18 protein-coding genes and 2 rRNA genes (1 of these 20 running past the window's edge) are annotated in these 21,898 nt (G+C 58.9%); 6 read left to right on the top strand and 14 right to left on the bottom strand.

The window, feature by feature from the left end; genetic code table 11:
- Positions 1-35: 35 nt before the first annotated feature.
- Positions 36-491: a PaaI family thioesterase gene (locus tag ABWV89_RS06065; protein ID WP_502903156.1), complete on the bottom strand. Its 456-nt coding sequence runs from the start codon at positions 489-491 to the stop codon at positions 36-38.
- Positions 492-654: 163 nt separating this feature from the next.
- On the opposite strand from ABWV89_RS06065, the gene ABWV89_RS06060 reads away from it, so the two are divergent.
- Positions 655-1,266: an IMPACT family protein gene (locus ABWV89_RS06060; protein WP_353395253.1), complete on the top strand. Its 612-nt coding sequence runs from the start codon at positions 655-657 to the stop codon at positions 1,264-1,266.
- A gap of 18 nt (positions 1,267-1,284) precedes the next feature.
- On the opposite strand, the gene ABWV89_RS06055 is transcribed toward ABWV89_RS06060, so the two are convergent.
- Positions 1,285-1,698, bottom strand: a complete 414-nt coding sequence (locus ABWV89_RS06055; RefSeq protein WP_353395252.1) for a MerR family transcriptional regulator — start codon at positions 1,696-1,698, stop codon at positions 1,285-1,287.
- 128 nt (positions 1,699-1,826) lie between these two features.
- Here ABWV89_RS06055 and ABWV89_RS06050 point away from each other — a divergent pair, with 128 nt between their 5' ends.
- The gene (locus ABWV89_RS06050; RefSeq protein WP_353395251.1) at positions 1,827-2,900 is read left to right on the top strand and encodes an MBL fold metallo-hydrolase; all 1,074 of its coding nucleotides are present in this window, start codon (positions 1,827-1,829) and stop codon (positions 2,898-2,900) included.
- 21 nt (positions 2,901-2,921) lie between these two features.
- On the opposite strand, the gene ABWV89_RS06045 is transcribed toward ABWV89_RS06050, so the two are convergent.
- The 9 genes from ABWV89_RS06045 to ABWV89_RS06005 form a co-directional block, all read right to left on the bottom strand.
- The gene (locus tag ABWV89_RS06045; protein WP_353395249.1) at positions 2,922-3,824 is read right to left on the bottom strand and encodes a M48 family metallopeptidase; all 903 of its coding nucleotides are present in this window, start codon (positions 3,822-3,824) and stop codon (positions 2,922-2,924) included.
- 204 nt (positions 3,825-4,028) lie between these two features.
- Positions 4,029-4,763, bottom strand: a complete 735-nt coding sequence (locus ABWV89_RS06040; RefSeq protein WP_353395248.1) for a lysophospholipid acyltransferase family protein — start codon at positions 4,761-4,763, stop codon at positions 4,029-4,031.
- A 48-nt stretch (positions 4,764-4,811) separates the two neighbouring features.
- Positions 4,812-5,438: a D-glycero-beta-D-manno-heptose 1,7-bisphosphate 7-phosphatase gene (gene gmhB / locus ABWV89_RS06035; protein WP_353395246.1), complete on the bottom strand. Its 627-nt coding sequence runs from the start codon at positions 5,436-5,438 to the stop codon at positions 4,812-4,814.
- 85 nt (positions 5,439-5,523) lie between these two features.
- Entirely contained in the window at positions 5,524-7,665 is a 2,142-nt protein-coding gene (glyS, locus tag ABWV89_RS06030) for a glycine--tRNA ligase subunit beta (RefSeq protein WP_353395244.1), read from the bottom strand.
- A 24-nt stretch (positions 7,666-7,689) separates the two neighbouring features.
- On the bottom strand, positions 7,690-8,604 hold the full coding sequence (gene glyQ, locus ABWV89_RS06025; protein ID WP_353395243.1) for a glycine--tRNA ligase subunit alpha: 915 nt from the start codon (positions 8,602-8,604) through the stop codon (positions 7,690-7,692).
- A gap of 93 nt (positions 8,605-8,697) precedes the next feature.
- On the bottom strand, positions 8,698-10,539 hold the full coding sequence (gene lnt / locus ABWV89_RS06020; protein WP_353395242.1) for an apolipoprotein N-acyltransferase: 1,842 nt from the start codon (positions 10,537-10,539) through the stop codon (positions 8,698-8,700).
- 25 nt (positions 10,540-10,564) lie between these two features.
- The gene (locus ABWV89_RS06015; protein WP_353395241.1) at positions 10,565-11,434 is read right to left on the bottom strand and encodes a CorC family transporter; all 870 of its coding nucleotides are present in this window, start codon (positions 11,432-11,434) and stop codon (positions 10,565-10,567) included.
- Between the two features lie 87 nt (positions 11,435-11,521).
- Positions 11,522-12,199 (bottom strand): GNAT family N-acetyltransferase, encoded by a 678-nt coding sequence (locus ABWV89_RS06010; protein ID WP_353395240.1) that lies wholly within the window; start codon positions 12,197-12,199, stop codon positions 11,522-11,524.
- A 200-nt stretch (positions 12,200-12,399) separates the two neighbouring features.
- Complete coding sequence (locus ABWV89_RS06005; protein ID WP_353395239.1) at positions 12,400-12,879, bottom strand: Lrp/AsnC family transcriptional regulator; 480 nt, start codon at positions 12,877-12,879, stop codon at positions 12,400-12,402.
- Positions 12,880-12,987: 108 nt separating this feature from the next.
- Between ABWV89_RS06005 and hppD the strand changes: the two genes are divergently transcribed.
- Positions 12,988-14,112, top strand: a complete 1,125-nt coding sequence (gene hppD, locus ABWV89_RS06000) for a 4-hydroxyphenylpyruvate dioxygenase (protein WP_353395238.1) — start codon at positions 12,988-12,990, stop codon at positions 14,110-14,112.
- 30 nt (positions 14,113-14,142) lie between these two features.
- On the opposite strand, the gene ABWV89_RS05995 is transcribed toward hppD, so the two are convergent.
- Positions 14,143-15,108, bottom strand: a complete 966-nt coding sequence (locus ABWV89_RS05995) for an esterase/lipase family protein (RefSeq protein ID WP_353395237.1) — start codon at positions 15,106-15,108, stop codon at positions 14,143-14,145.
- 86 nt (positions 15,109-15,194) lie between these two features.
- Between ABWV89_RS05995 and ABWV89_RS05990 the strand changes: the two genes are divergently transcribed.
- The 3 genes from ABWV89_RS05990 to ABWV89_RS05980 all read left to right on the top strand — a co-directional run bounded on the left by ABWV89_RS05990 (position 15,195) and on the right by ABWV89_RS05980 (position 18,676).
- Positions 15,195-15,941, top strand: a complete 747-nt coding sequence (locus ABWV89_RS05990) for an FFLEELY motif protein (RefSeq protein ID WP_353395236.1) — start codon at positions 15,195-15,197, stop codon at positions 15,939-15,941.
- Between the two features lie 96 nt (positions 15,942-16,037).
- Positions 16,038-17,729: an AMP-binding protein gene (locus ABWV89_RS05985; RefSeq protein ID WP_353395235.1), complete on the top strand. Its 1,692-nt coding sequence runs from the start codon at positions 16,038-16,040 to the stop codon at positions 17,727-17,729.
- Positions 17,730-17,731: 2 nt separating this feature from the next.
- Positions 17,732-18,676, top strand: a complete 945-nt coding sequence (locus ABWV89_RS05980; protein ID WP_353395234.1) for an MBL fold metallo-hydrolase — start codon at positions 17,732-17,734, stop codon at positions 18,674-18,676.
- A 90-nt stretch (positions 18,677-18,766) separates the two neighbouring features.
- Here ABWV89_RS05980 and rrf read toward each other — a convergent pair.
- Together rrf and ABWV89_RS05970 are read right to left on the bottom strand one after the other, a co-directional pair.
- Positions 18,767-18,879: ribosomal RNA gene (gene rrf, locus ABWV89_RS05975) — 5S ribosomal RNA — on the bottom strand.
- A 147-nt stretch (positions 18,880-19,026) separates the two neighbouring features.
- A 23S ribosomal RNA gene (locus ABWV89_RS05970) occupies positions 19,027-21,898 on the bottom strand; it runs 4 nt beyond the window's last position.

Here is a 21,898-nt window from a genome sequence, read left to right as displayed (position 1 = left end):
ATGGACTCCGCCACATGGTGCGGAAAGGTGTTCTGTCAGTATGTCTTGGGCACTGGCACGACGGTCTGTTGCATCACCGCACAGGGGCTGCGTTGGCCGTCAGGCGCTACATGCACCACCTCGGCCTGCGTCACGATGATCCGGCGCCCGGCCCGAAGCACCTTGCCCACAGCCTCCAGTTCGCCATCAGCGTGGGCAGCCAAAAAGTTGATCTTGTACTCCACCGTCGTGACTTCCATGCCTTCGGGTGCCACGGTCAGTGCAGCGTAGCCTCCCGCAATGTCGGCCAGCGCCCCCATCGCGCCACCATGAAACCCGCCTTGCTGCTGGGTCACCTTGTCCGAGTGGGGCAACCCCAGACTCACTTCACCTTTGCCAACGGCAATCAGGCGCACGCCCAGTTGCCGCATCATGCCCTGCCGGTCCAGGCTTTCCTGCACGCGGGCACGCAGCGCCCCATCAGAAGTGGCGTCAGTCAAGTGGGAGGGCATAGAAGCAGTTGATGTGATGTGGAAAGTCGAAACGGCAATTGATTTACGTTTACGTAAACGTCAATTATGAACCAGTCTGCCCCGCGCTTTCAAGCCCGGGGGATTCCCTAATGAGAAGTCGAACACCGGTGCTTCACGCTTCAGGCACTATGCTTACCACCCCATGAGCACATCCTCCATTGCCCAGCCGGTCCAAAGCGAACTCGTCATCAAGAAGAGCCGTTTTCTCGGTCGCGTCGAACCCGTCAGCGATCGCGCGACGGCAGTGGCCAGGGTCGCTCAGCTGCGCGCAGAACACCCAGGTGCCAACCACGTGTGCTGGGCCTTGATGGCGGGTGGGCATTCGGCCGCCAACGACGATGGCGAGCCCAGTGGCACCGCCGGGCGCCCCATGCTGGAGGTGCTGCGTCACCAATCGCTGGAGGGTGTTCTTGCCACGGTGGTGCGCTACTTTGGTGGTGTTCAGCTAGGCGCTGGCGGACTTGTCCGCGCATACACCGACGCCATCGCACAGGCACTCCTGACCGCCGAGAAGGTCCCGATCGTTGCCATGCAAACTTTGTCCTGCCGCATCCCTTATACGCTGGAGGGCTGGGTAAGACGCGAACTCGAAGCTCACGACGCGCAATTGCTCGATGTCGCCCACCAGAGCGATGTGCACGTCACCTTGGTCGTGCCAGTTGACCATGCCCAAACACTCCGGCAACGCATCGACGATGCATCGCAGGGGGCGGCTCAATGGACAAGAGCGGAAGAAGCGTCCGGGTTCAACTGACTCGCCGCAGGAGAACGCTCAGGCCTTCTTGTCCAGCTTGGCCAGCAGTGCCCTGGCCTCCTTTTCGTGGTCCCGCACCTCGGCCAGGTTGGCCTCCAGGTCTGCCAGTTGCTCCTCAAGCTGGCGCTTGTGCTCGGCCAGCACCGTCAGGAACTTCTTCAGCTGCGGCCCCGTGTCGCGTGGGCTGTCATACATGTCAATGATGTCCTTGGCCTCCGACAGCGAGAGGCCGAGGCGCTTGGCACGCAGGGTCAGCTTCAGCCGCGTACGGTCCCGGGAACTGTAGACACGGTTACGACCGCCTGGCCCTTCCCGCCTGGGCTCGAGCAGACCCATGTCCTCATAAAAGCGAATGGCACGAGTGGTCAGATCGAACTCTCGGGCAAGATCGCCAATGCTGTAGGTTGTGGACGAAGAAGTGGAAGCTGCCATGCGTGGTGTCGGGGATTGTCCACTGGTGGACAGGTCGATCAGAAAGCGCGCCCCTAGAATGGGCCGAAGTCGATATTGACGTTTACGTCAACGTCACGCCTAGCGCATCTTAACGGAATCGAACGGCCATGACACCACCCACCCGCGACGAGCTCGAAGCCCGCCTGCACTACCCGCTGGGCGACCAACTTCCCGGTCCTGGCTGCGCCATCGACGTCGCGCCCGGCATACGCTGGTTGCGAATGGGTCTGCCGTTCGAACTCAATCACATCAACCTCTGGCTGGTACGGGACGAAGTCGAAGGGCGACAAGGTTGGACCATTGTGGATTGCGGCATCAGCAACGACGACACCCGGGAACGCTGGAAGAACGTTTTCGCCAGTGCGCTGGATGGCCTGCCAGTACTGCGCGTGCTGGTCACCCACATGCACCCGGACCACATCGGCCTGTGCCAATGGCTGTGTGACCACTGGAGCGCCCCCCTGTACATCAGCGCCACCGACTACAACCTGGCCCGCATCAACAGCCAGAGCACGCTGGGTTTCGGTGGCGAGCCGGCAGCACGGTTCTTTGCCACCCACGGTCTCACCGACGACCAGGCTCAGGCCCAGGTGCGCAACCGCAAGAGCTACTACCCTGCCATGGTGCCCTCGGTTCCAGACACCTATGTCCGCCTGCTCGACGGCATGACGCTCCAGTTGGGCCAAAACGAGTGGACCTGTATTGCCGGCTACGGCCACGCCCCCGAACACATGGCCTTGTACTGTCCAGCGACAGGAGTGCTGATCAGTGGCGACATGGTCCTGCCCCGCATTTCCACCAATGTCAGCGTGTTCCACATGGAGCCTTTGAGCGACCCGCTCAGCCTGTTTCTCAGCTCATTGAAACGCTACGAGGCACTCCCTGAAGACACGCTAGTCCTGCCTTCGCACGGCAAGCCATTCAAGGGTCTGCACGAGCGCCTGCAACAGCTGAACGACCACCATCAGGAGCGCCTGGATGAGCTCACGGAGGCTTGCCGGCACAGCCCACACCATGCGGCGGACGCCCTGGACATCCTTTTCAAGCGGGATCTGGACCTGCACCAGACCACCTTCGCCATGGGCGAATCCCTGGCCCACCTGCACCGCCTCTGGTACAGCGGTCTGGTGGATCGGGTTCAAGGAGAAGACGGCGTCTACCGTTTCAGCGCGGTGGCCTGAAGCCCAAAGCGAGCCCTGGACTCAGGCATCTCCGGCGAGCGCTCGCGCACGCAAGGCCATGCGTCGCTGCTGATGATCGGGCATCACACTGGCGACCACGCTCCAGAACTGAGGGCTGTGATCCATGTGTCGCAAGTGGCTGAGCTCGTGCACCACCACGTAATCGATCATGTCCATGGACAGGTGCACCAGGCGCCAGTTGAGCCGAATCGTTCCGTCCGCACTGGCGGTTCCCCAGCGAGTTGACGCAGAAGACAGTTTCAGCCGACTGTGCTGAACGCCCAGCAATGGCTCGAAGTGCGCGACCCTTTCCTGGAAGATACTCATCGCCTGCCGCATGAGCCAGGCCTGCGCAGCGTCGCGCACCTGATCCTGAGAGGCCGTGTGCGCCAGGCCGAGCCAGAGCACCGAGACATTGTCGCCCGCGTCATCAGGCGCCAAGAGTTGTCCACCAGCGCGGGCCTTCACCAGACCTGGGTCCAGTCGGAGCTGAACCGGCTTGCCCAGAAAATCAAATACGCACCCGTCAGCCCAGACAATGCGGCGTTGCTCCATTTGTGAGGCACGCTCGCGCGCCTCGGTCAGCTTGAGCACCACCCAGGCGGCCTTCTCGTCCAGAAAAGCCTCCACCTCCCTCACTGGCGTCCACTTCGGCGCGCGAACACTCAGGCCATCCGAGCCCACCACCAGTCCGATGGTCTTGCGTTTGGCGCGCTTGAACTCGTAGCCCACTTCGCAACCGGCGAGCAAGGCAATTCGGTTGGTCCGGGGGTGATGCCAGGCAAACGGCTCCAGCACTTGCGACAAAGGCGCAATTGGGATGTCACCTGTCACCTGCTTGGGTTTGGCGGGTGGTTTGACGCGAACAGGCGCCTCCGCCACCGGATCAAACAGGTCAAGCATCAACTGAACAGGAGCCAGCATGGAAAGCAAAGGTTGAAGAAAGCGAGAAAAGAGAGGGAAAGAAAGAAAAGGAAGAAAAGAACAGCGAGAGAGAAAGAAACAGAAACGCGAGGCGCTGCTCCCAATAGCTTCCTGTACCCGTCATCCGGGCAGGTAAACGGAGTCAAGAATAGCGGCTGACCTTCCGCCTGCCAACCGGCTTCGCTTCCGCTCGGTGGTCCGTGGTCATTGGTACGCGTCGGGGTCCAGCCTGCGCATCTCTGCCTCGATCCAGGCTTCAACTTCAACCATCAGGTCGTCAGCCGTTCGCCCCGTGCTGGCGATGGGAGCTCCAATCGAGATATCCACCACGCCCGGCCGTTTGATCAGTGCCTTTCGCGGCCAGCATTTGGCGGACGTGACAGCCACCGGCACGACAGGAACGCCCGTTTCCACTGCCAAGCGTGTACCTCCGGTCTTGTACACCCCCTTTGTGCCGCGGTCAACGCGCGTGCCTTCAGGAAACATGATGACCCACGTCCCTTTGTCAAGCAGTGCCTTGCCTTGTGTCACCACTTTTCCAAAGGCTTGTGTCCGCTTGCTTCGGTCGATGTGAATCATGTCAAGGCGCCCCATGGCCCAGCCAAAGAACGGAATCTGCAGGAGCTCTTTCTTGAACACGTAGGCCAATGGGTGCGGCATGATGACAGGCATCAGCAGTGTTTCCCATGTGGACTGGTGTTTGACCAGCAGGATCACACCATCCGTTGCCCCTTTCGGCAGGTTCTCCATCCCACTCACCCGGTTCTGGATGCCCAGAATCCACTCGCCTGAACGGACGGCAACGGCCAGCCAGTTGGCCGCAACCTTGTAGGCTACGTCACGCCCCATCAACGGTGCTGCGAGCAATACGCCAAACGCCCAGGGCACGACGGTAACGGCCATGACCAGGATGTGGACCAGCGAGCGAATGGCATTCATTTCAGGATATCCGGAGCAAGTACAAATACAAGTAGGGAAGCTGGCGCATCAAGCGCCAGCAGGAGTCGAAGCGGCCGCGTGGCGTGCGGCATCCGGCAGATCCTGCGCCAGCAGCCAGTCGGCAAAGGCAGACAAGTCCTGATGCACCTGAACGCCATCCGGCAAGTCGGGCACCAGGGCCATCAGCTCATTGCGCGAGCCAGCGCCGAGGCGATCGCGCAAATGCTCTGACTGCCCCGTCAGCAGCAAATGGGCCGGGCAACCAGCAGCTGTGGCAGCCTGCACGTGTCGCAGAGCATTACCCGCTGCCGGGACATCCGCCATATTCAAACCGAAGCGCCGGCCGATCTGGTCAAACAGCCCGGTGTTTGGCTTGCGACATGCGCAGCCGTCCTCCGGAGCATGTGGACAAAGAAAGATGGCTTCTACCCTGCCACCGACGGCTGCCAGCGCTCTGTGCATCTTGGCGTGAATCTCGTTGAGCGCCGTCATCTCGAACAGGCCACGCCCTATACCCGACTGATTGGTGGCCAGCACCACGCGCCAGCCACCATGGTTGAGCTTGGCCACGGCTTCCAGCGCCCCTGGTATCGGCTCCCACTCATCTGGTGACGCCACATAGTCATCACGACTGCGGTTGAGCGTTCCGTCTCGATCGAGAATCAGCAGTTTCATGCATTTCTCCAGCTAAGGGATCGCCGAGCAGGATCACCCCCAGGCAGGGTTTCAACCTGCAGAGCAATCGCGCCTGGGTTGGCTGTCATGCAGCAAGGCGGGAGAGATCCGCCACACGGTTCATGGCGCCATGCAGCATGGCCAGCAGGCCCAGGCGGTTGGCCTTGAGTGCCGCGTCGTCTGCATTGACCATTACACCGTCAAAGAACGCGTCCACTGGCGCACGCAATGCGGCCAGGGTCTGCAATGACGCCGTGTAGTCGCCCGCCTCAAACTGTTCATCGGCCTTCGGCGTGGTGCTCTGCACGGCAGCAAACAAAGCCTTTTCAGCATCTTCAACCAGCAAAGACTCGTTGACCGAGGGTGAGACGTCCTCGCCCGATTTCTTGAGGATATTGCCAATCCGCTTATTGGCCGCCGCCAGCGCATCCGCCTCTGGCAAGGCTGCAAAAGCACGCACCGCTGCCAGCCGCCTGGCGATCTCACCCCACATGGGCCGCAATGCCACTACCGCATCCACTTCCTGGGCGTTGTAGCCTTGCTCGCGCAGCATGCCGGTCAGGCGATCGTAGGCAAATGTCAGCAAATCGTCCTTGGCCGAGTCATGGGTCAAGACACCACTGCCATACGTTCCCATGGCCTGGTCCAGCACTGAAGGCAAATCCAGTGGCAGGTCCTTGTCGATCAGCATACGCAGCACGCCGAGTACATGGCGGCGCAACGCAAACGGATCCTTGTCGCCCGTCGGCAGGTTGCCGATGCCGAACATGCCCACCAGGGTTTCGAGCTTGTCCGCCAGTGCAACGCTCACGCCGGTGAGGGAGCGAGGCAATTCGTCGCCAGCGAAGCGTGGTTTGTAGTGGTCTTCAATGGCAAAGGCAATGTCGTCGGACAAGCCGTCGTGGCGTGCATAGTACGCACCCATGATGCCCTGCAGCTCAGGGAACTCACCCACCATGTCGGTGAGCAAATCGGTCTTGGCCAGCTCTGCCGCCTTGTCGGCGCTCGCTGCCAGGGCATCCCCTCCCAGTTGCTGACCAATGGCCCTGGCGATGGCACGCACGCGCTGCACACGCTCACCCTGGGTGCCCAGCTTGTTGTGATACACGACCTTGTCCAGCCCTTCCACGCGTGAAGCCAGACTGCGCTTGCGGTCCTGATCAAAGAAGAATTTGGCATCGGCAAGGCGTGGGCGCACTACGCGCTCATTGCCACCAATCACGGCACCGGCATCCTCTGGTGAGATATTGCTCACCACCAGAAAGCGATTCGTCAGCTTGCCTGCAGCGTCCAGCAGCGGGAAGTACTTCTGGTTGGCCTTCATGGTGAGGATCAGACACTCCTGCGGCACTTGCAGGAAGGCTTCCTCGAACGAGCACGTCAGCACGTTCGGGCGCTCAACCAATCCGGTCACCTCGTCAAGCAAATCCTCGTCCATCAACACCTGGTAACCATCGCCCAGCTTCTCTGCCGCATGAGCCAGCTGCTGTGCAATGGACAAGCGACGATCGGAAAAACCGGCCACCACTGCTCCGTCCACCAGCATGGTGTCCGCATAGCTGTCGGCGTCTGAGATCACAACAGGCGACTTGGCCGCTTCAAAACGATGTCCTTGCGTTGTATTGCCTGCGCGCAGGCCCAGCGCCCGCACCGGCACCACGGTACTGCCGTGCAAGGCCAGCAAGCTGTGGGCGGGGCGAACAAAGTGCACCGAACTCCAGCCTGGCAGCTCGCAATCGGTCTCCAGCTGATAGCTCATCACTTTTGGAATGGGCAGCTTGGCAATGGCCTCATCCAGCGCCTTCTGCAGTCCCGTATCAAGCGTGGCACCGTTGACCACCGTATCCAGGAACAAGGACTCCTTCTTGCCTTCGCCCTCGCGCTTGAGACTGGCCAGCAAGGCTGGCACGTCACTCGTGTCGACACCCATCGCCCCCAGCTTCTTGAGCAGAGCGGGAGACGGCTGCCCTTGCGCGTCCAGGCCTACGGAGACAGGCATCAGCTTCTGCTGTACTGTCTGATCATCGGCCTTGAGCCAGACATGGGAAACGTGAGCCGCCAGACGGCGCGGAGTAGCGTAAGAAGTCAGCGCCGAGTCGTCGCTGGTCAGACCCATGGTCTTGAGCTGCTCAAAAAGCACTGAGGCGAACGCCTCGTCCAGTCGCTTGAGCGCCTTGGGCGGCAGCTCCTCGACAAACAATTCAACAATGAGATTCTGTGTGGTCATGGTGCGTTCTTTTCGCGGCTGGCGTCAGGCGACTTTCTTTTCCTTGGGCTCGATCTGTGCCACCCATTCCCGGGGAGCCATCGGGAAGCCCAGCCGCTCGCGGCTGTCGTAATAACTCTGCGCCACACTGCGGGCCAGATTGCGAATCCGGCCGATGTAAGCGGCACGCTCTGTCACGGAGATCGCACCGCGCGCATCCAGCAGGTTGAAGGTGTGAGCGGCCTTGAGCACCTGCTCATACGCCGGCAGCGCCAGTTGCTCCTTCATCAGGAGTTGTGCCTGCTTTTCGTGCGCCGAGAAGGCAGTGAACAGGAAGTCCACATCGCTGTGCTCGAAGTTGTAGGCTGATTGCTCCACCTCGTTCTGATGGAACACGTCACCGTAGCTCACGCCTTCGGTCCACACCAGGTCAAACATGTTGTCCACGCCCTGCAGGTACATGGCCAGCCGCTCCAGACCATAAGTGATCTCACCAGTGATCGGTTTGCAGTCGATGCCGCCCACCTGCTGGAAGTAGGTGAACTGCGTGACCTCCATGCCATTGAGCCAGACTTCCCAGCCCAGGCCCCAGGCCCCAAGCGTCGGGTTTTCCCAGTCGTCTTCGACGAAGCGGATGTCGTTCTTCTTCAGATCGAAGCCCAGGGCCTCCAGCGACCCCAGATACAGATCCAGGATGTTCGACGGTGCAGGCTTGAGCACGACCTGATATTGGTAGTAGTGCTGGCCGCGGTTGGGGTTCTCGCCATAGCGGCCATCCTTGGGGCGGCGGCTGGGTTGGACATAGGCAGCCTTCCAGGGCTCGGGGCCTATGGCGCGCAGGAAGGTGGCGGTGTGGCTGGTGCCGGCACCCACCTCCATGTCATAAGGCTGCAGGAGCGCACAGCCCTGGGCATCCCAGTAGGCTTGCAGCTTCAGAATGATTTGCTGGAAAGTCAACATAGCGTTCGATTGTGGGTCTCGCCACCACGGGTCGTGATGACGGCCTGCCCGCGCCTTATCTCAGGCGCTTCTCGGCAGGCGGAATACTCGATTTTACGAGGCGCGGCGCTGGCGGCGGCGCGGGAGCTTTCTGAGGACCAAACAAAGGCCCACCACAGAGGCGCAAGCAGCCCAGACCGGAAGCAACCCGAAGCGCGAAGACCAGCTCGCATAAGGCGTCATGCCGACACGACCAGAGACCTTCGCATCGAGCTGAGCCTCCTGCAGCCTGGCCAGCCGATGGGTCACAGCGCCAGTATGGTCGATCACAGCAGTGGCGCCTGTGTTGGTCGCCCTGATCATGGGCCGGCCCAGCTCCATCGCCCGCAGGCGCGAGATAAGCAAATGCTGATCGATAGCGACTGAGTCGCCAAACCAGGCGATATTGCTCAGGTTGACCATCATGGTCGGCGCGTCATCTTGCGATTCAAACGAAGCAGCCAGCTGCTCGCCAAACAGATCCTCGTAGCAGATGTTCGGAGCCAGGCGCTCCCCTTTGACCAGGAGCCGAGGCTGCACCACTTCGCCCCGGGCAAAGTCACCCAGAGGGATGTTCATCATGTCGGTGAACCAGCGAAACAAGGGCGGAATGAATTCTCCAAACGGTACCAGGTGGTGCTTGGTGTACCGGTAGATTCCAAGATCTCGGCTATTGAAAACAGCCTCCAGCGCCGCGCCTGTATCGGCCCGCTCCAGCGGAACGAGGATTTGTTGCGCACTCGACGCAGACAATCCCATGGCAGCGTTCATGTAGCGCTCACCTTCAGCCATCGGCAGGCCCTGCAGCACGGCAAACGACTCCCCGGCGCCGGCCACGGCCACCAGGAAGGGCTTCCAGTACGCCCGATTGAGTTGCTGCGGTAGAAGCGGAATGGATGTCTCTGGCGCGACCACCAGATCTGGCCCGTCAGCCTGTGCTGCCGCCTCCATCACCCAGCGCCGGTAGAGATCCAGCGCCTTGGCCACACCTTTTCCCTGCACAAATTTCTCGTCCTGGGGGATGTTTCCCTGGAGCAGTCGAACAGTCAAAGTACCCGAAGCCTCTGTCTGGCTACGTCCAGCCGCACCCACCGTTGCGGAAAACACGATTCCAGCCACCAAGCCTGCCAGAGCAAGGCCTCCCGAGACGGAAACCAGCAAGCCCATTGCGGTTGGAGGCGTAGCTGCTGCCTGCGGCTGCCCCATCGCCCGGTTGCGCACCGGCATCATCCTGGCCCAGAAAGCCGACCAGCCACCCGGGACCAACACGGCCAGAGCATAGGCCAGGACCGCGGCCACAGCGCCCATGCCATAGACGCCGATCCACGGAGCGTAGCCCGACAGGGTTTCAACGTGAGCGTAACCTGAAGCCCCCCAGGGGAACCCGGTCAACCACTGCCCTCGGGCAAGCTCTGCCGCCGTCCACAGCGCACTGAACAACGCGGCTTGCAAAACCCGGCGACGCGGCGCCCACGAGCAAAGCATTGCCACCGCCGCCGCGTAATAAAGCGCCAGGAATCCGGCCAGCGCCAGCACCGCCAGCGCCGCCAACCAAGGCGCAAGACCACCATAAGTGTTCATTGAAATGAACAGCCACCAGAAGCTTCCAACCAGCCAGGCCGTTGCAAAAACCCAGGCTCGCCAGACACCCTGACCAACCCGGTGCACATGCCTAAGAGACCACACCAACAGGGCAAGTGACCCGATTTGCAACCAACCGCTGGGTTCACCGGCGCTCAGGCCAGGCGGAGCCCAAACCGTCAGAGGCCATGCCAGGGACGCTGCCTGGAGCAAGCCTGCGATCACGCACACCAGAGTCCATGCCACGGCGCTGCCTCGCGCCTCGCGCCCCGGCGCCTGCCCGCTCAGTGGCGAAAAGCTGGAGGGGGAGTGCAGGTTTCCGAACAGGCTGCGCATGGGTGAGGGATGGCTTGCGCCTCGATCAGTCGACGTCCTCTGGCGACTGCATCACCTTGAACCACTTCACGGCCCCCCCTTTGGTGTGAAGCACCACAAGACGCAAATCTTCCATCTGATATTCCTCGCCGCGCTTGGGCACATGGCCCATGTTGTGCGCCACCAGGCCGCCGATGGTTTCGAAGTCTTCCTCGGGCAATTGCAGCCCGAACGATTCATTGATGCGCTCGATCGGCGTATCTCCGCTGACCCGCCAGGTGCGGTCAGCCAGCGCAAAGATGTCACCTTCATCTTCTGCGACGTCGAATTCGTCTTCAATCTCCCCGACGATTTCCTCGAGCACATCCTCGATCGTGATCAGGCCCGCCACCTTGCCAAACTCGTCGATGACAATCGCCAGGTGGTTTCGGTTGCCGCGAAACTCGCGGAGCAGATCGTTCAGACCCTTGCTTTCGGGTACGAACGTGGCCGGCCGCAACAAGGCTCGTATGTTCAGTTCCGGCGCCCGCTGAAGCTTCAGGAGATCTTTGGCCAGCAAAATGCCGATGATGTTTTCCCGTTCGCCTTCAAATACAGGAAAGCGCGAGTGCGCGGTATCGATCACCAAGTGCAGCAACTCGTCGTAGGGTGCATCAATGTCGAGCACATCCATCCGAGGTGCTGCGACCATGACATCACCCGCACTCATTTCGGCGATGCGTATGACGCCCTCGAGCATCACTCGGGACTCGGCGTTGATGACGTCGTTGTCCTCGGCTTCCGCGAGGGTTTCGATCAGTTCGTCTTTGGAATCCGGGCCTGGGTGCAGAAACTCTGCCAGGCGCTGCAGGAAACCACGTTTGTCCTCTTGCCGCAGACTGCGCTGCGGCGACGGACTCGCAGGGGAATCGGCCACTGGGCTAAAGGAATGGTTGCAACAGGAGCACAGCATACCCGATGCATCGGGCACAGTGCAAAACGGCCCTCACGGGCGCCGCACCGCTCAGGCGCTTTCTTTCTCAGCCTTGGGTTTGCGACGCATGTCCTGCAGCCGCCGCAGCACTTTCTTGAACTGACGCACCTGAACCTTGAGGTGATAGTCAGTGCGCGCCCACTGCTCACGCATCAGTTCAGTCACCCTGGAATCAAAGTCGGCCGGCGGCAGACGTAAATGAGCTTCGCTCTCGGCGCCGTCGCGCTCCACCAGCGCACCTGCCCCGCGTGCGATGCGCAGCATGGCCGTGTTTTCGGACAACGCATGGATGAACAGCATCGACACGCCCTCATTGCGTGCATGCATCACTGCACGCTCGAACAGCAGGTGGCCGAACCCCTTGCCCCTTGCAGTCTTGGCCACGGACACACCAAACTCGGCGCAATTGGGCGTCTTGGGGTCAATGGAATAGGCCAGGTGCGCCATGGCCACCAGCTCGAGCCTGCGATTGAAGACGCCGAAGAGCTCGTCCCGGTCAAAGTTCAGACCGTGAACATAGCGGCGAATGTGGTCATCGTTGGCAGCATAGCCAAAACGGAGATAACGGTCCCGCTCAGACAACGCCAGCAAATGGGCCTCGATGCGGGCCAGGTGGTTCGGCCCCATGGACCGAATCGGCACAGCCGTGCGAGGGCGCTCACCGGCGTCCTTGACACCGCCCTTGAGCACACGCTCCTCGGCGGCCATGGCGTCAGGCTGCAGCGGAGCTTTGTGCTTTGCTACACCTTCTACCAACGATCTGAACCATTGCTTGGGATCCAACATGCACCTGAAGATAGGGGTTTCCCCTAGTATCGACAAGTACCGGCCGTCCTGAATCAGGGAAAAAGCCGTCATATTTCGCATTCACGACGCGGAATGTGGCGGATTTGCCGAATGCAAAAGCATTACAAAGGTAAGGCTGTGGTGGATTTGATGGTGTCCATCACAAAGCTGGTCTTGCAGTCTTCAACACTTGGGTGCTTGAGCAAGGTATCCATCATGAAGCGTGAATAGGCTGGCATGTCCGCCACCACCAGCCGGAGCAGGAAGTCCATGTCGCCCGTCAGTGCCACACAATCGACCACCTCTGGCCATGTTTCAACGCTCGCCCTGAACAGGTCCATCGGGGTTCGCTTGGCCGATTGGGCGTGCTTTTCCAGCCGAACGTTCACATAAGCGGTCAGCCCAAGTCCCAAAGCCTCTGGCCGCAACAAGGCCACGTAGCGGTCAATCACGCCCGACTGCTCGAGCCGCTTGACCCTGCGCAGCACGGCGCTGGGCGACAGCCCCACCGATTCGGCGACCTGCTCATAAGTCACCCGCCCATCAACCTGCAACATGCGCAGAATGGACTTGTCGAGGCTATCAAGTGCTTGATCGTTCATTTCACGCATTTTTATTGCATTTAATCAAGATTTCAAGCATCAATATGCAGAAAAACTGCACCGGATCACCGCTACATTGAAGCTTTTCCAGCCTCTTTGGAGACGGCCATGAACGCACGCGACCCCATTGCGAAAGATGCGCCCAGCGCAACAGACTCCTGGGACAACCCCATGGGCACAGACGGTTTCGAATTCATCGAATACGCAGCGCCCGACCCACAGGCCATGGGCGCCTTGTTTGAACGCATGGGCTTCGTCCCTGTTGCCCGCCACCGCCACAAAGACGTGACCTTGTACCGGCAGGGGGAAATCAACTTCATCATCAATGCCGAGCCCGACAGCTTTGCCCAGCGGTTTGCCCGCCAGCACGGCCCCAGCGTTTGTGCCATCGCTTTCAGGGTTCAGGATGCCAAGGCCGCCTACGAACGGGCCGTGTCACTCGGCGCCTGGGGGTATGCCAATACCGCAGCCCCCGGAGAGCTCAACATCCCCGCCATCAAGGGTATTGGCGACTCCATCATCTACTTCATCGACCGCTGGCGCGGCAAGAACGGCGCTCAACCGGGCGATATCGGCAACATCGGCTTTTACGACGTGGATTTCGAACCACTGCCCGGCGCCGAGCTCAACCCCGTCGGCCATGGCATGACCTATATCGACCACCTCACCCACAACGTGCATCGCGGGCGCATGGCGGAGTGGGCAGATTTCTACGAGCGCATCTTCAACTTCCGCGAGATCCGGTACTTTGACCTGGAAGGGCAACAGACGGGCATCAAGAGCAAGGCGATGACCAGCCCCTGTGGCAAGATCCGCATCCCCATCAACGAGGAAGGCAACGACAAGGCCGGTCAGATTCAGGAATACCTCGACCGCTATCACGGCGAAGGTATCCAGCACATTGCCTTGGGCTCGACCAACCTGTATGACACCGTGGACGCGTTGCAGCTCAATGGTGTCAAGCTGCTGGACACCAGCGACACTTACTACGAGCTGCTTCCCAAGCGCATTCCCCAGCACGGAGAAGATCTGGATGCGCTCAAGACCCGCAACATCCTGGTGGACGGCAAGCCCGGTGAGTTGCTGCTGCAGATCTTCAGCGAAAACCAGTTGGGCCCCATCTTTTTCGAGTTCATCCAGCGCAAGGGCAACGATGGTTTTGGGGAGGGCAATTTCAAGGCCTTGTTCGAGACCATGGAGCTGGATCAGGTTCGCCGGGGTGTACTCAAGTAAGTGAGGCTTCCCACATGGGAGGGGCCAGCCTCAGGCGGCCTCTCTCATGGCCAGTGTTTCCTCGATGACGACCGGCTCGAAGCACATGCCAACGTGTGCGTATCCTCTGAGCAGGCGGTTGTCCGCTCCTGGCAGCGAGCCCGTGGATGCGGGGAAGACGATGTTGTCCGTATTGGCATACCAGCAAGTGAAGTATGCGTATGGTTGCGCTCCCCGCTGCTCGCGCTCGCGCTGACTCAGCTGACGTTGCCATTCGCTGCCTTCCCGCATTTGCTGGCCGTTGGGCGAGATACTCCATTGCCCTAGCCAGGTTCCGCGATGCGGGGTTCCAATGGTGACGATCCGGCTGGCCCGGCTCATGTTGTCTGGACTTGACGCCAGCCAGGCGCGCACAGCCAGGCCGCCCATGCTGTGACACACCAGCATCGGCGGCCTGGTTCCCTGGACCTCGGCCCGCTGCACCGCCTCTTCAATCAAGACGACATAGTCATCGATATTGCCGAACACTGGCTCCAGATTCACGGACGTGTAGGGAACGCCACGCCGGCACAGACGCTTCATCCACGGCAGCCAGAACCCACGGTTGCAAACAAAGCCGTGAACAAAAACAACGGGGGCACCAGGGAGCTTTTCCCTGGCGGTCGTATCAGGGTAGCTGCGCCACATGAACGGCTGCCGAAACATGAAGACTCGAGGCGCGACATGGAACTCCTGCCACCAGGCGCGCAAAGACTCTGAGATGCTTGGCTTCGGTGCGGGGTCGTCCTTGTGGACCACCGCAACAATCCACCATTCCAGGCCCAAAACAGTCCCGTATCCAGCGATGATCAACACCCATCCGCCCATCCACCAAAGCCCACCGGCGTCGAGCCACCAGCCCGCCCAGGCAAGCCCCGCCAGCAAGATGGCGACAACGATGGCTTGTTGCATGCGTGCCAGGCGCGAATGTCCATGGGCATGGCGTCGTGGCGAAAGGGTAGCGTTCGGCTTCGTCATGTCAGTGCTGAATATGACACAAAGCCCGCGTCGCTCTTAGGGGCAACTGCCCAACCGAACGTGTCACCACGCTCTAGACTGGAGCCATGTCGCGTCAAGAGAAAAGCACCGCCGGCCGCATTCGAGACGAGTTGGCAGCAGTCAGCTGCTTGCGACAAGGTGCTGGCGACGTGCATTTCATCAAGTCACTGCAAGCGGCCAGGTTCCGGGGGACATATTCGGACTTCCTCGCGCACCCGGCTTATGCTGCAGCCACCCGCTTCTTTCTCGATGAACTCTATGGAGAGGGGGACTTCAGCGGCAGAGACGAACAGTTCGCCAGGATCGCGGGCGCCATCGAGCGCCTTTTCCCGCCCGAGGTCGGCGATCTGGCGGTGGATCTGGCGACAACCCATGGTTTGACGGAACGGCTCGACCACGCCATGGCCAGGCAACTTCCGCCTCAGACCGGGACTCTCTCGGATGGCGAGCTCGTCCGTGCCTACGTTCATGCATGGCGCCAGGTTGGTGAGGCGCAATCCCGGGCCCGACAGTTGTCCGTGGTGATACACATGGGTCAGGAGTTGGACCGCTTGACCCGCAGGCGCAGCCTTCGCATGGCGCTCCGGTTGATGAGAGGGCCTGCCAAAGCAGCTGGCCTATCCGAGCTCCAGCGTTTTCTTGAGGCGGGCTTCGACGCATTCTCGGGTATGCGCAGCCCTCAAACCCTGCTCGATGCCATTGAGCAGCGAGAACGCGACTGGCTGGAAGCCTTGTTTCACGCCCCCATGGACGATGTCACGGCACGCCTGGAGGCAGAATGCCGTTTCAACGACGACCGGTCAGGGGTGTAGCCATGGCGACAGGAACTAGGGGCAGGCCCGGTATGAGCCCGTCCTGATTCGCTCCAGAATGCGCTTTGGAATCACTTTCACCATTGAATTGCATCCATGACCCAACGTCCTTGGCTTTCCAGCTACCCAGAGAAAGTACCCCACGAGATCGATCCTGACGCATACCGGTCGGTGGTTGACCTGTTTGATCAGTCCTTCCGGGATAACGCCGAGCGAACGGTCACTGTTTGCATGAATCGCAAAATGAGCTACCGGCAGCTGGATGAGTACAGCACTGACCTGGGTGCCTGGCTTCAGTCTCAGGGTCTCCCGGCCGGCGCCCGGGTTGCCATCATGCTGCCCAACATTCCGCAGTTCATGGTGGCGATGGCTGCTGTGCTTCGCGCCGGCTACACGGCCGTGAACGTGAATCCGCTTTACACGGCACGGGAGCTTGAGCATCAGCTCAAGGACTCCGGCGCAGAAGCCATCATCATTCTTGAGAATTTCTGCGTCACCCTGGAAGAGGTCATCGATCACACCCAAATTCGGCAAGTTGTGGTGGCCAGCATGGGTGACTTGCTGGGCGGCTGGTACGGCAAGTGGATCACCTTTGCTGTGCGCCATCTGGCACGCATGGTCCCTCCTTACAAGCTACCACTCACAGGCGGTGTCGGCCAGCGCACCATCGTCAGCTTCCGCAAGGCATTGAGCCAGGGATCCAGCCAAGTGTTCAGGAGAGCCGCACCCACGGGTGAGGACATCGCGTTCCTTCAATACACGGGTGGCACCACGGGCCTGTCCAAAGGGGCTGTCCTCACTCACCGCAACATTGTGGCGGCCATGCTTCAAGCCGAAGCTTGGTTCAGCCCTGCCCTGAGCGATGTCGATCGCACCGAACAGACCAACAACATCGCGGCGCTGCCGCTGTATCACATCTTCGCGTTGACACTCAGTTTGCTCAACCTGCGCTGGGGCGCCTACATGACCTTGATCCCCAACCCACGGGATATCAAGGCTTTTGTCGCCGCCCTTGCGGCCCGGCCATTCCATCTGCTGCCCGGTGTGAATACATTGTTCAACGCCTTGCTGCAAAACCCGGACTTCCGTCGACTGGACTTCAGCCAACTCAAGTATGCCCAGGCAGGCGGCATGGCCGCATCTGAAGGTACGGCTCTGCAATGGCAAAAGGTGACCCGGACCAACATGGTTGAAGGGTGGGGGATGAGCGAGACCTGTGCCATCGGCACCAACAACCCTGTGACCAGCAAAGAGTTCAGCGGGACGATTGGTCTGCCTTTGCCAAGCGTCGATATCGCCATCAAGGACGACGATGGAAATGATGTTCCCCTGGGTGAGAACGGTGAAATCTGCATCAAGGGTCCCAATGTGATGCGAGGCTACTACAACAAGCCGGAGGAGACCGAGAAGTGCTTCACCGCTGACGGTTTTTTGCGTACCGGAGACATCGGGGTAATGAATGAGCGCGGATTCACACGCATTGTCGACCGCAAGAAGGACATGATCCTGGTCTCAGGCTTCAATGTCTTTCCAGCCGAGCTGGAGAACGTCATTTCGACCTGCCCTGGCGTGCTGGAGTGCGCTGCCATCGGCGTGGAAGATGACAAGCAAGGCGAAGCGATCAAGGTATTTGTGGTACGCAGTGACCCCACGCTGAAGGAAGATGCCGTGGCTCGCTTCTGTCACGACAACCTCACCGGCTACAAGCGACCGAAGTACATTGAATTTCGGGATGACCTGCCGAAGACCAACGTAGGCAAGATCTTGCGCCGTGCTCTCCGGAGTTGAGTTTGGTAAGTGCTCGGTCCGCTTCGTTCAGGCGAGCTGGACTTCTGGTCCTTGAACGTGGCTGGCTTTCCGCCAACAGTATCTTCTTCCCTGCGTTCGAAGAGGCTGGTGCTGCTCTGGTCGACTCCGGCTACGTGACGCACGCGCCGCAGACGCTCGCTCTCGTACGGCAAGGTCTCCATGCAGGGGAAGATCTGACGCTCCTGCTCAATACCCACCTGCACAGTGATCACTGCGGTGGCAATGCAGCGCTGCAAGCCGCCTTCCCTCACTTAGTGACGGCGATTCCCCCTGGCGAAGCGGAAGCGGTCGCCGAATGGGACACAGAGCGTCTGAGCTACGAGGTCACCGGGCAGTCGTGTGCACCATTCCGCTTTGAACGACTTCTGGTGCCCGGTGACACCATCCAGTTGGGGCCCCGAGCTTGGGAGATACATGCAGCTGCTGGCCACGACCCCCATTCGGTCATCCTGTTTGAGCCGATAGACCGGATTCTGATATCGGCCGATGCGCTTTGGGAAAACGGATTTGGCGTCGTCTTTCCGGAAATTGAAGGCATCGACGCGTTTGACGAGGTTGCGGCCACCTTGGATCTGATTGAACGTCTGAAACCTCAGCAAGTGATTCCTGGCCATGGTGCCGTCTTCCAGGACGTTCAGAGAGCACTTGCCCATGCAAGGCGCCGTCTCGACTCCTTTTGCTCACAGCCCGAGAAGCACCAACGGTATGCAGCCAAGGTTCTCATCAAGTTCAAACTTCTCGAGTGGCAAGCCATTCACCGGGACTCCATGTACTCGTGGGCCATGGCAACACCGTACTTCAGCAAGTACCTGATGCCAACAGGCTCGGCCAAAGACAGAGCGAATTGGTTCGCACTACTACTGGATGAGCTTCAGTCGGCAGGCGCTATCGAAATTGCAGGTGAACAGGTGCTCAATCGAGGCTGAGCAGCCTCACTTGCCATGAACTGCTGAGCGACTCCGCCAAAAACAAAACCCCCACACACGAGAAGTGCATGGGGGTTTTGAGGTGTAAGAGCCTGACGATGCCCTACTTTCACACGGGAATCCGCACTATCATCGGCGCAAAGGCGTTTCACTGTCCTGTTCGGGATGGGAAGGAGTGGTTCCACCTTGCTATGGTCGTCAGGCATAACGGGTTGTCTGACGAGGCTTTGCCTGGTCAGACGAATTCATAGAGTCTGATGAATCAGCGTATTTTGATTGCTGCCAACGCTGGCATACGCAGTGGATAGATCCACTGACATTTGAATGCTTTGACGTTCCGTCAAAGTTATAGGGTCAAGCCGCACGAGCAATTAGTACTGGTTAGCTTAACGCATTGCTACGCTTCCACACCCAGCCTATCAACGTCCTGGTCTTGAACGACTCTTTAGGGGGCTCAAGGCCCCGGCAGATCTAATCTTGAAACGAGTTTCCCGCTTAGATGCTTTCAGCGGTTATCTCTTCCACACTTAGCTACCCGGCAATGCCACTGGCGTGACAACCGGTACACCAGAGGTGTGTCCACTCCGGTCCTCTCGTACTAGGAGCAGGCTTCCTCAAATCTGCAGCGCCCACGGAAGATAGGGACCAAACTGTCTCACGACGTTTTAAACCCAGCTCACGTACCTCTTTAAATGGCGAACAGCCATACCCTTGGGACCGGCTACAGCCCCAGGATGAGATGAGCCGACATCGAGGTGCCAAACACCGCCGTCGATATGAACTCTTGGGCGGTATCAGCCTGTTATCCCCAGAGTACCTTTTATCCGTTGAGCGATGGCCCTTCCATACAGAACCACCGGATCACTATGTCCTGCTTTCGCACCTGCTCGACTTGTCAGTCTCGCAGTTAAGCACGCTTATGCCATTGCACTATTAGCACGATGTCCGACCGTGCCTAGCGTACCTTCGAACTCCTCCGTTACGCTTTGGGAGGAGACCGCCCCAGTCAAACTGCCTACCATGCACTGTTCCCGACCCGGATAACGGGCCTAGGTTAGAACCTCAAACAAATCAGGGTGGTATTTCAAGATTGGCTCCACCGAAACTAGCGTTCCGGTTTCAAAGCCTCCCACCTATCCTACACAAACCTGTTCAAAGTCCAATACAAAGCTACAGTAAAGGTTCATGGGGTCTTTCCGTCTTTCCGCGGGGAGATTGCATCATCACAAACATTTCAACTTCGCTGAGTCTCTGGAGGAGACAGTGTGGCCATCGTTACGCCATTCGTGCAGGTCGGAACTTACCCGACAAGGAATTTCGCTACCTTAGGACCGTTATAGTTACGGCCGCCGTTTACTGGGACTTCGATCAAGAGCTTGCACCCCATCAATTAATCTTCCAGCACCGGGCAGGCGTCACACCCTATACGTCCACTTTCGTGTTTGCAGAGTGCTGTGTTTTTAATAAACAGTCGCAGCCACCTATTTTTTGCAACCCATTCATGCTTCGATGTTCTCTACACATTACTAGGGCACACCTTCTTCCGAAGTTACGGTGTCAATTTGCCGAGTTCCTTCTCCAGAGTTCTCTCAAGCGCCTTAGAATACTCATCTCGCGCACCAGTGTCGGTTTGCGGTACGGTCAATTACAAGCTGAAGCTTAGTGGCTTTTCCTGGGACCCCGTTCAGTTACTTCGCGAGCAAGCTCACTCGATCGACAGCCTCGGTATATGACACGCGGATTTGCCTACGTATCGCCTACATCTGTCTAAACCGGCACTTCCAACCGCCGGATAACCTATTAAGATCCGTCCCCACATCGCACTTGTAATCGGTACAGGAATATTGACCTGTTTCCCATCAGCTACGCATTTCTGCCTCACCTTAGGGGCCGACTCACCCTACGCCGATGAACGTTGCGTAGGAAACCTTGCGCTTACGGCGAGCGGGCTTTTCACCCGCTTTAACGCTACTCATGTCAGCATTCGCACTTCTGATACCTCCAGCAGCCTTTACAAGCCACCTTCACAGGCTTACAGAACGCTCTCCTACCACTCACAGTAAACTGTGAATCCGCAGCTTCGGTAACTGGCTTAGCCCCGTTACATCTTCCGCGCAGGACGACTCGATCAGTGAGCTATTACGCTTTCTTTAAATGATGGCTGCTTCTAAGCCAACATCCTGACTGTTTTAGCCTTCCCACTTCGTTTCCCACTTAGCCAATTTTAGGGACCTTAGCTGGCGGTCTGGGTTGTTTCCCTCTTGAGTCCGGACGTTAGCACCCGGTGCTCTGTCTCCCAAGCTGTACTCATCGGTATTCGGAGTTTGCCTTGGTTTGGTAAGTCGCCATGACCCCCTAGCCAAAACAGTGCTCTACCCCCGACGGTAATACTTGAGGCACTACCTAAATAGTTTTCGGAGAGAACCAGCTATTTCCAAGTTTGTTTAGCCTTTCACCCCTATCCACAGCTCATCCGCTAATTTTGCAACATTAGTCGGTTCGGACCTCCAGTACCTGTTACAGCACCTTCATCCTGGCCATGGATAGATCACTTGGTTTCGGGTCTACACCCAGCGACTGAACGCCCTATTCGGACTCGGTTTCCCTACGCCTTCCCTACTCGGTTAAGCTTGCCACTGAATGTAAGTCGCTGACCCATTATACAAAAGGTACGCCGTCACCCTTGCGGGCTCCGACTTTTTGTAAGCATGCGGTTTCAGGATCTATTTCACTCCCCTCCCGGGGTTCTTTTCGCCTTTCCCTCACGGTACTGGTTCACTATCGGTCGATGATGAGTATTTAGCCTTGGAGGATGGTCCCCCCATATTCAGACAGGATTTCACGTGTCCCGCCCTACTTGTCGTTAGCCTAGTACCACACGAATCTTTTCACGTACGGGGCTATCACCCACTATGGCCAGCCTTTCCAGACTGTTTCGTTAAGAATCGTGCTATCACTAACAGGCTTTTCCGATTTCGCTCGCCACTACTTTCGGAATCTCGGTTGATGTCTTTTCCTCGAGCTACTTAGATGTTTCAGTTCGCTCGGTTCGCCTCAATATCCTATGTATTCAGATAAAGATACCTATTACTAGGTGGGTTTCCCCATTCGGAAATCTCCGGATCAAAGCTTATTTGCCAGCTCCCCGAAGCTTATCGCAGGCTATCACGTCCTTCGTCGCCTATCATCGCCAAGGCATCCACCACATGCTCTTATTCACTT

The sequence above is a fragment of the Hydrogenophaga sp. 5NK40-0174 genome (genome assembly GCF_040372165.1).
Taxonomy (GTDB): domain Bacteria; phylum Pseudomonadota; class Gammaproteobacteria; order Burkholderiales; family Burkholderiaceae_C; genus Hydrogenophaga.
The sequence above is the reverse complement of the archived record's forward strand: the minus strand, read 5'-3'. Positions and strand labels throughout refer to the sequence as shown.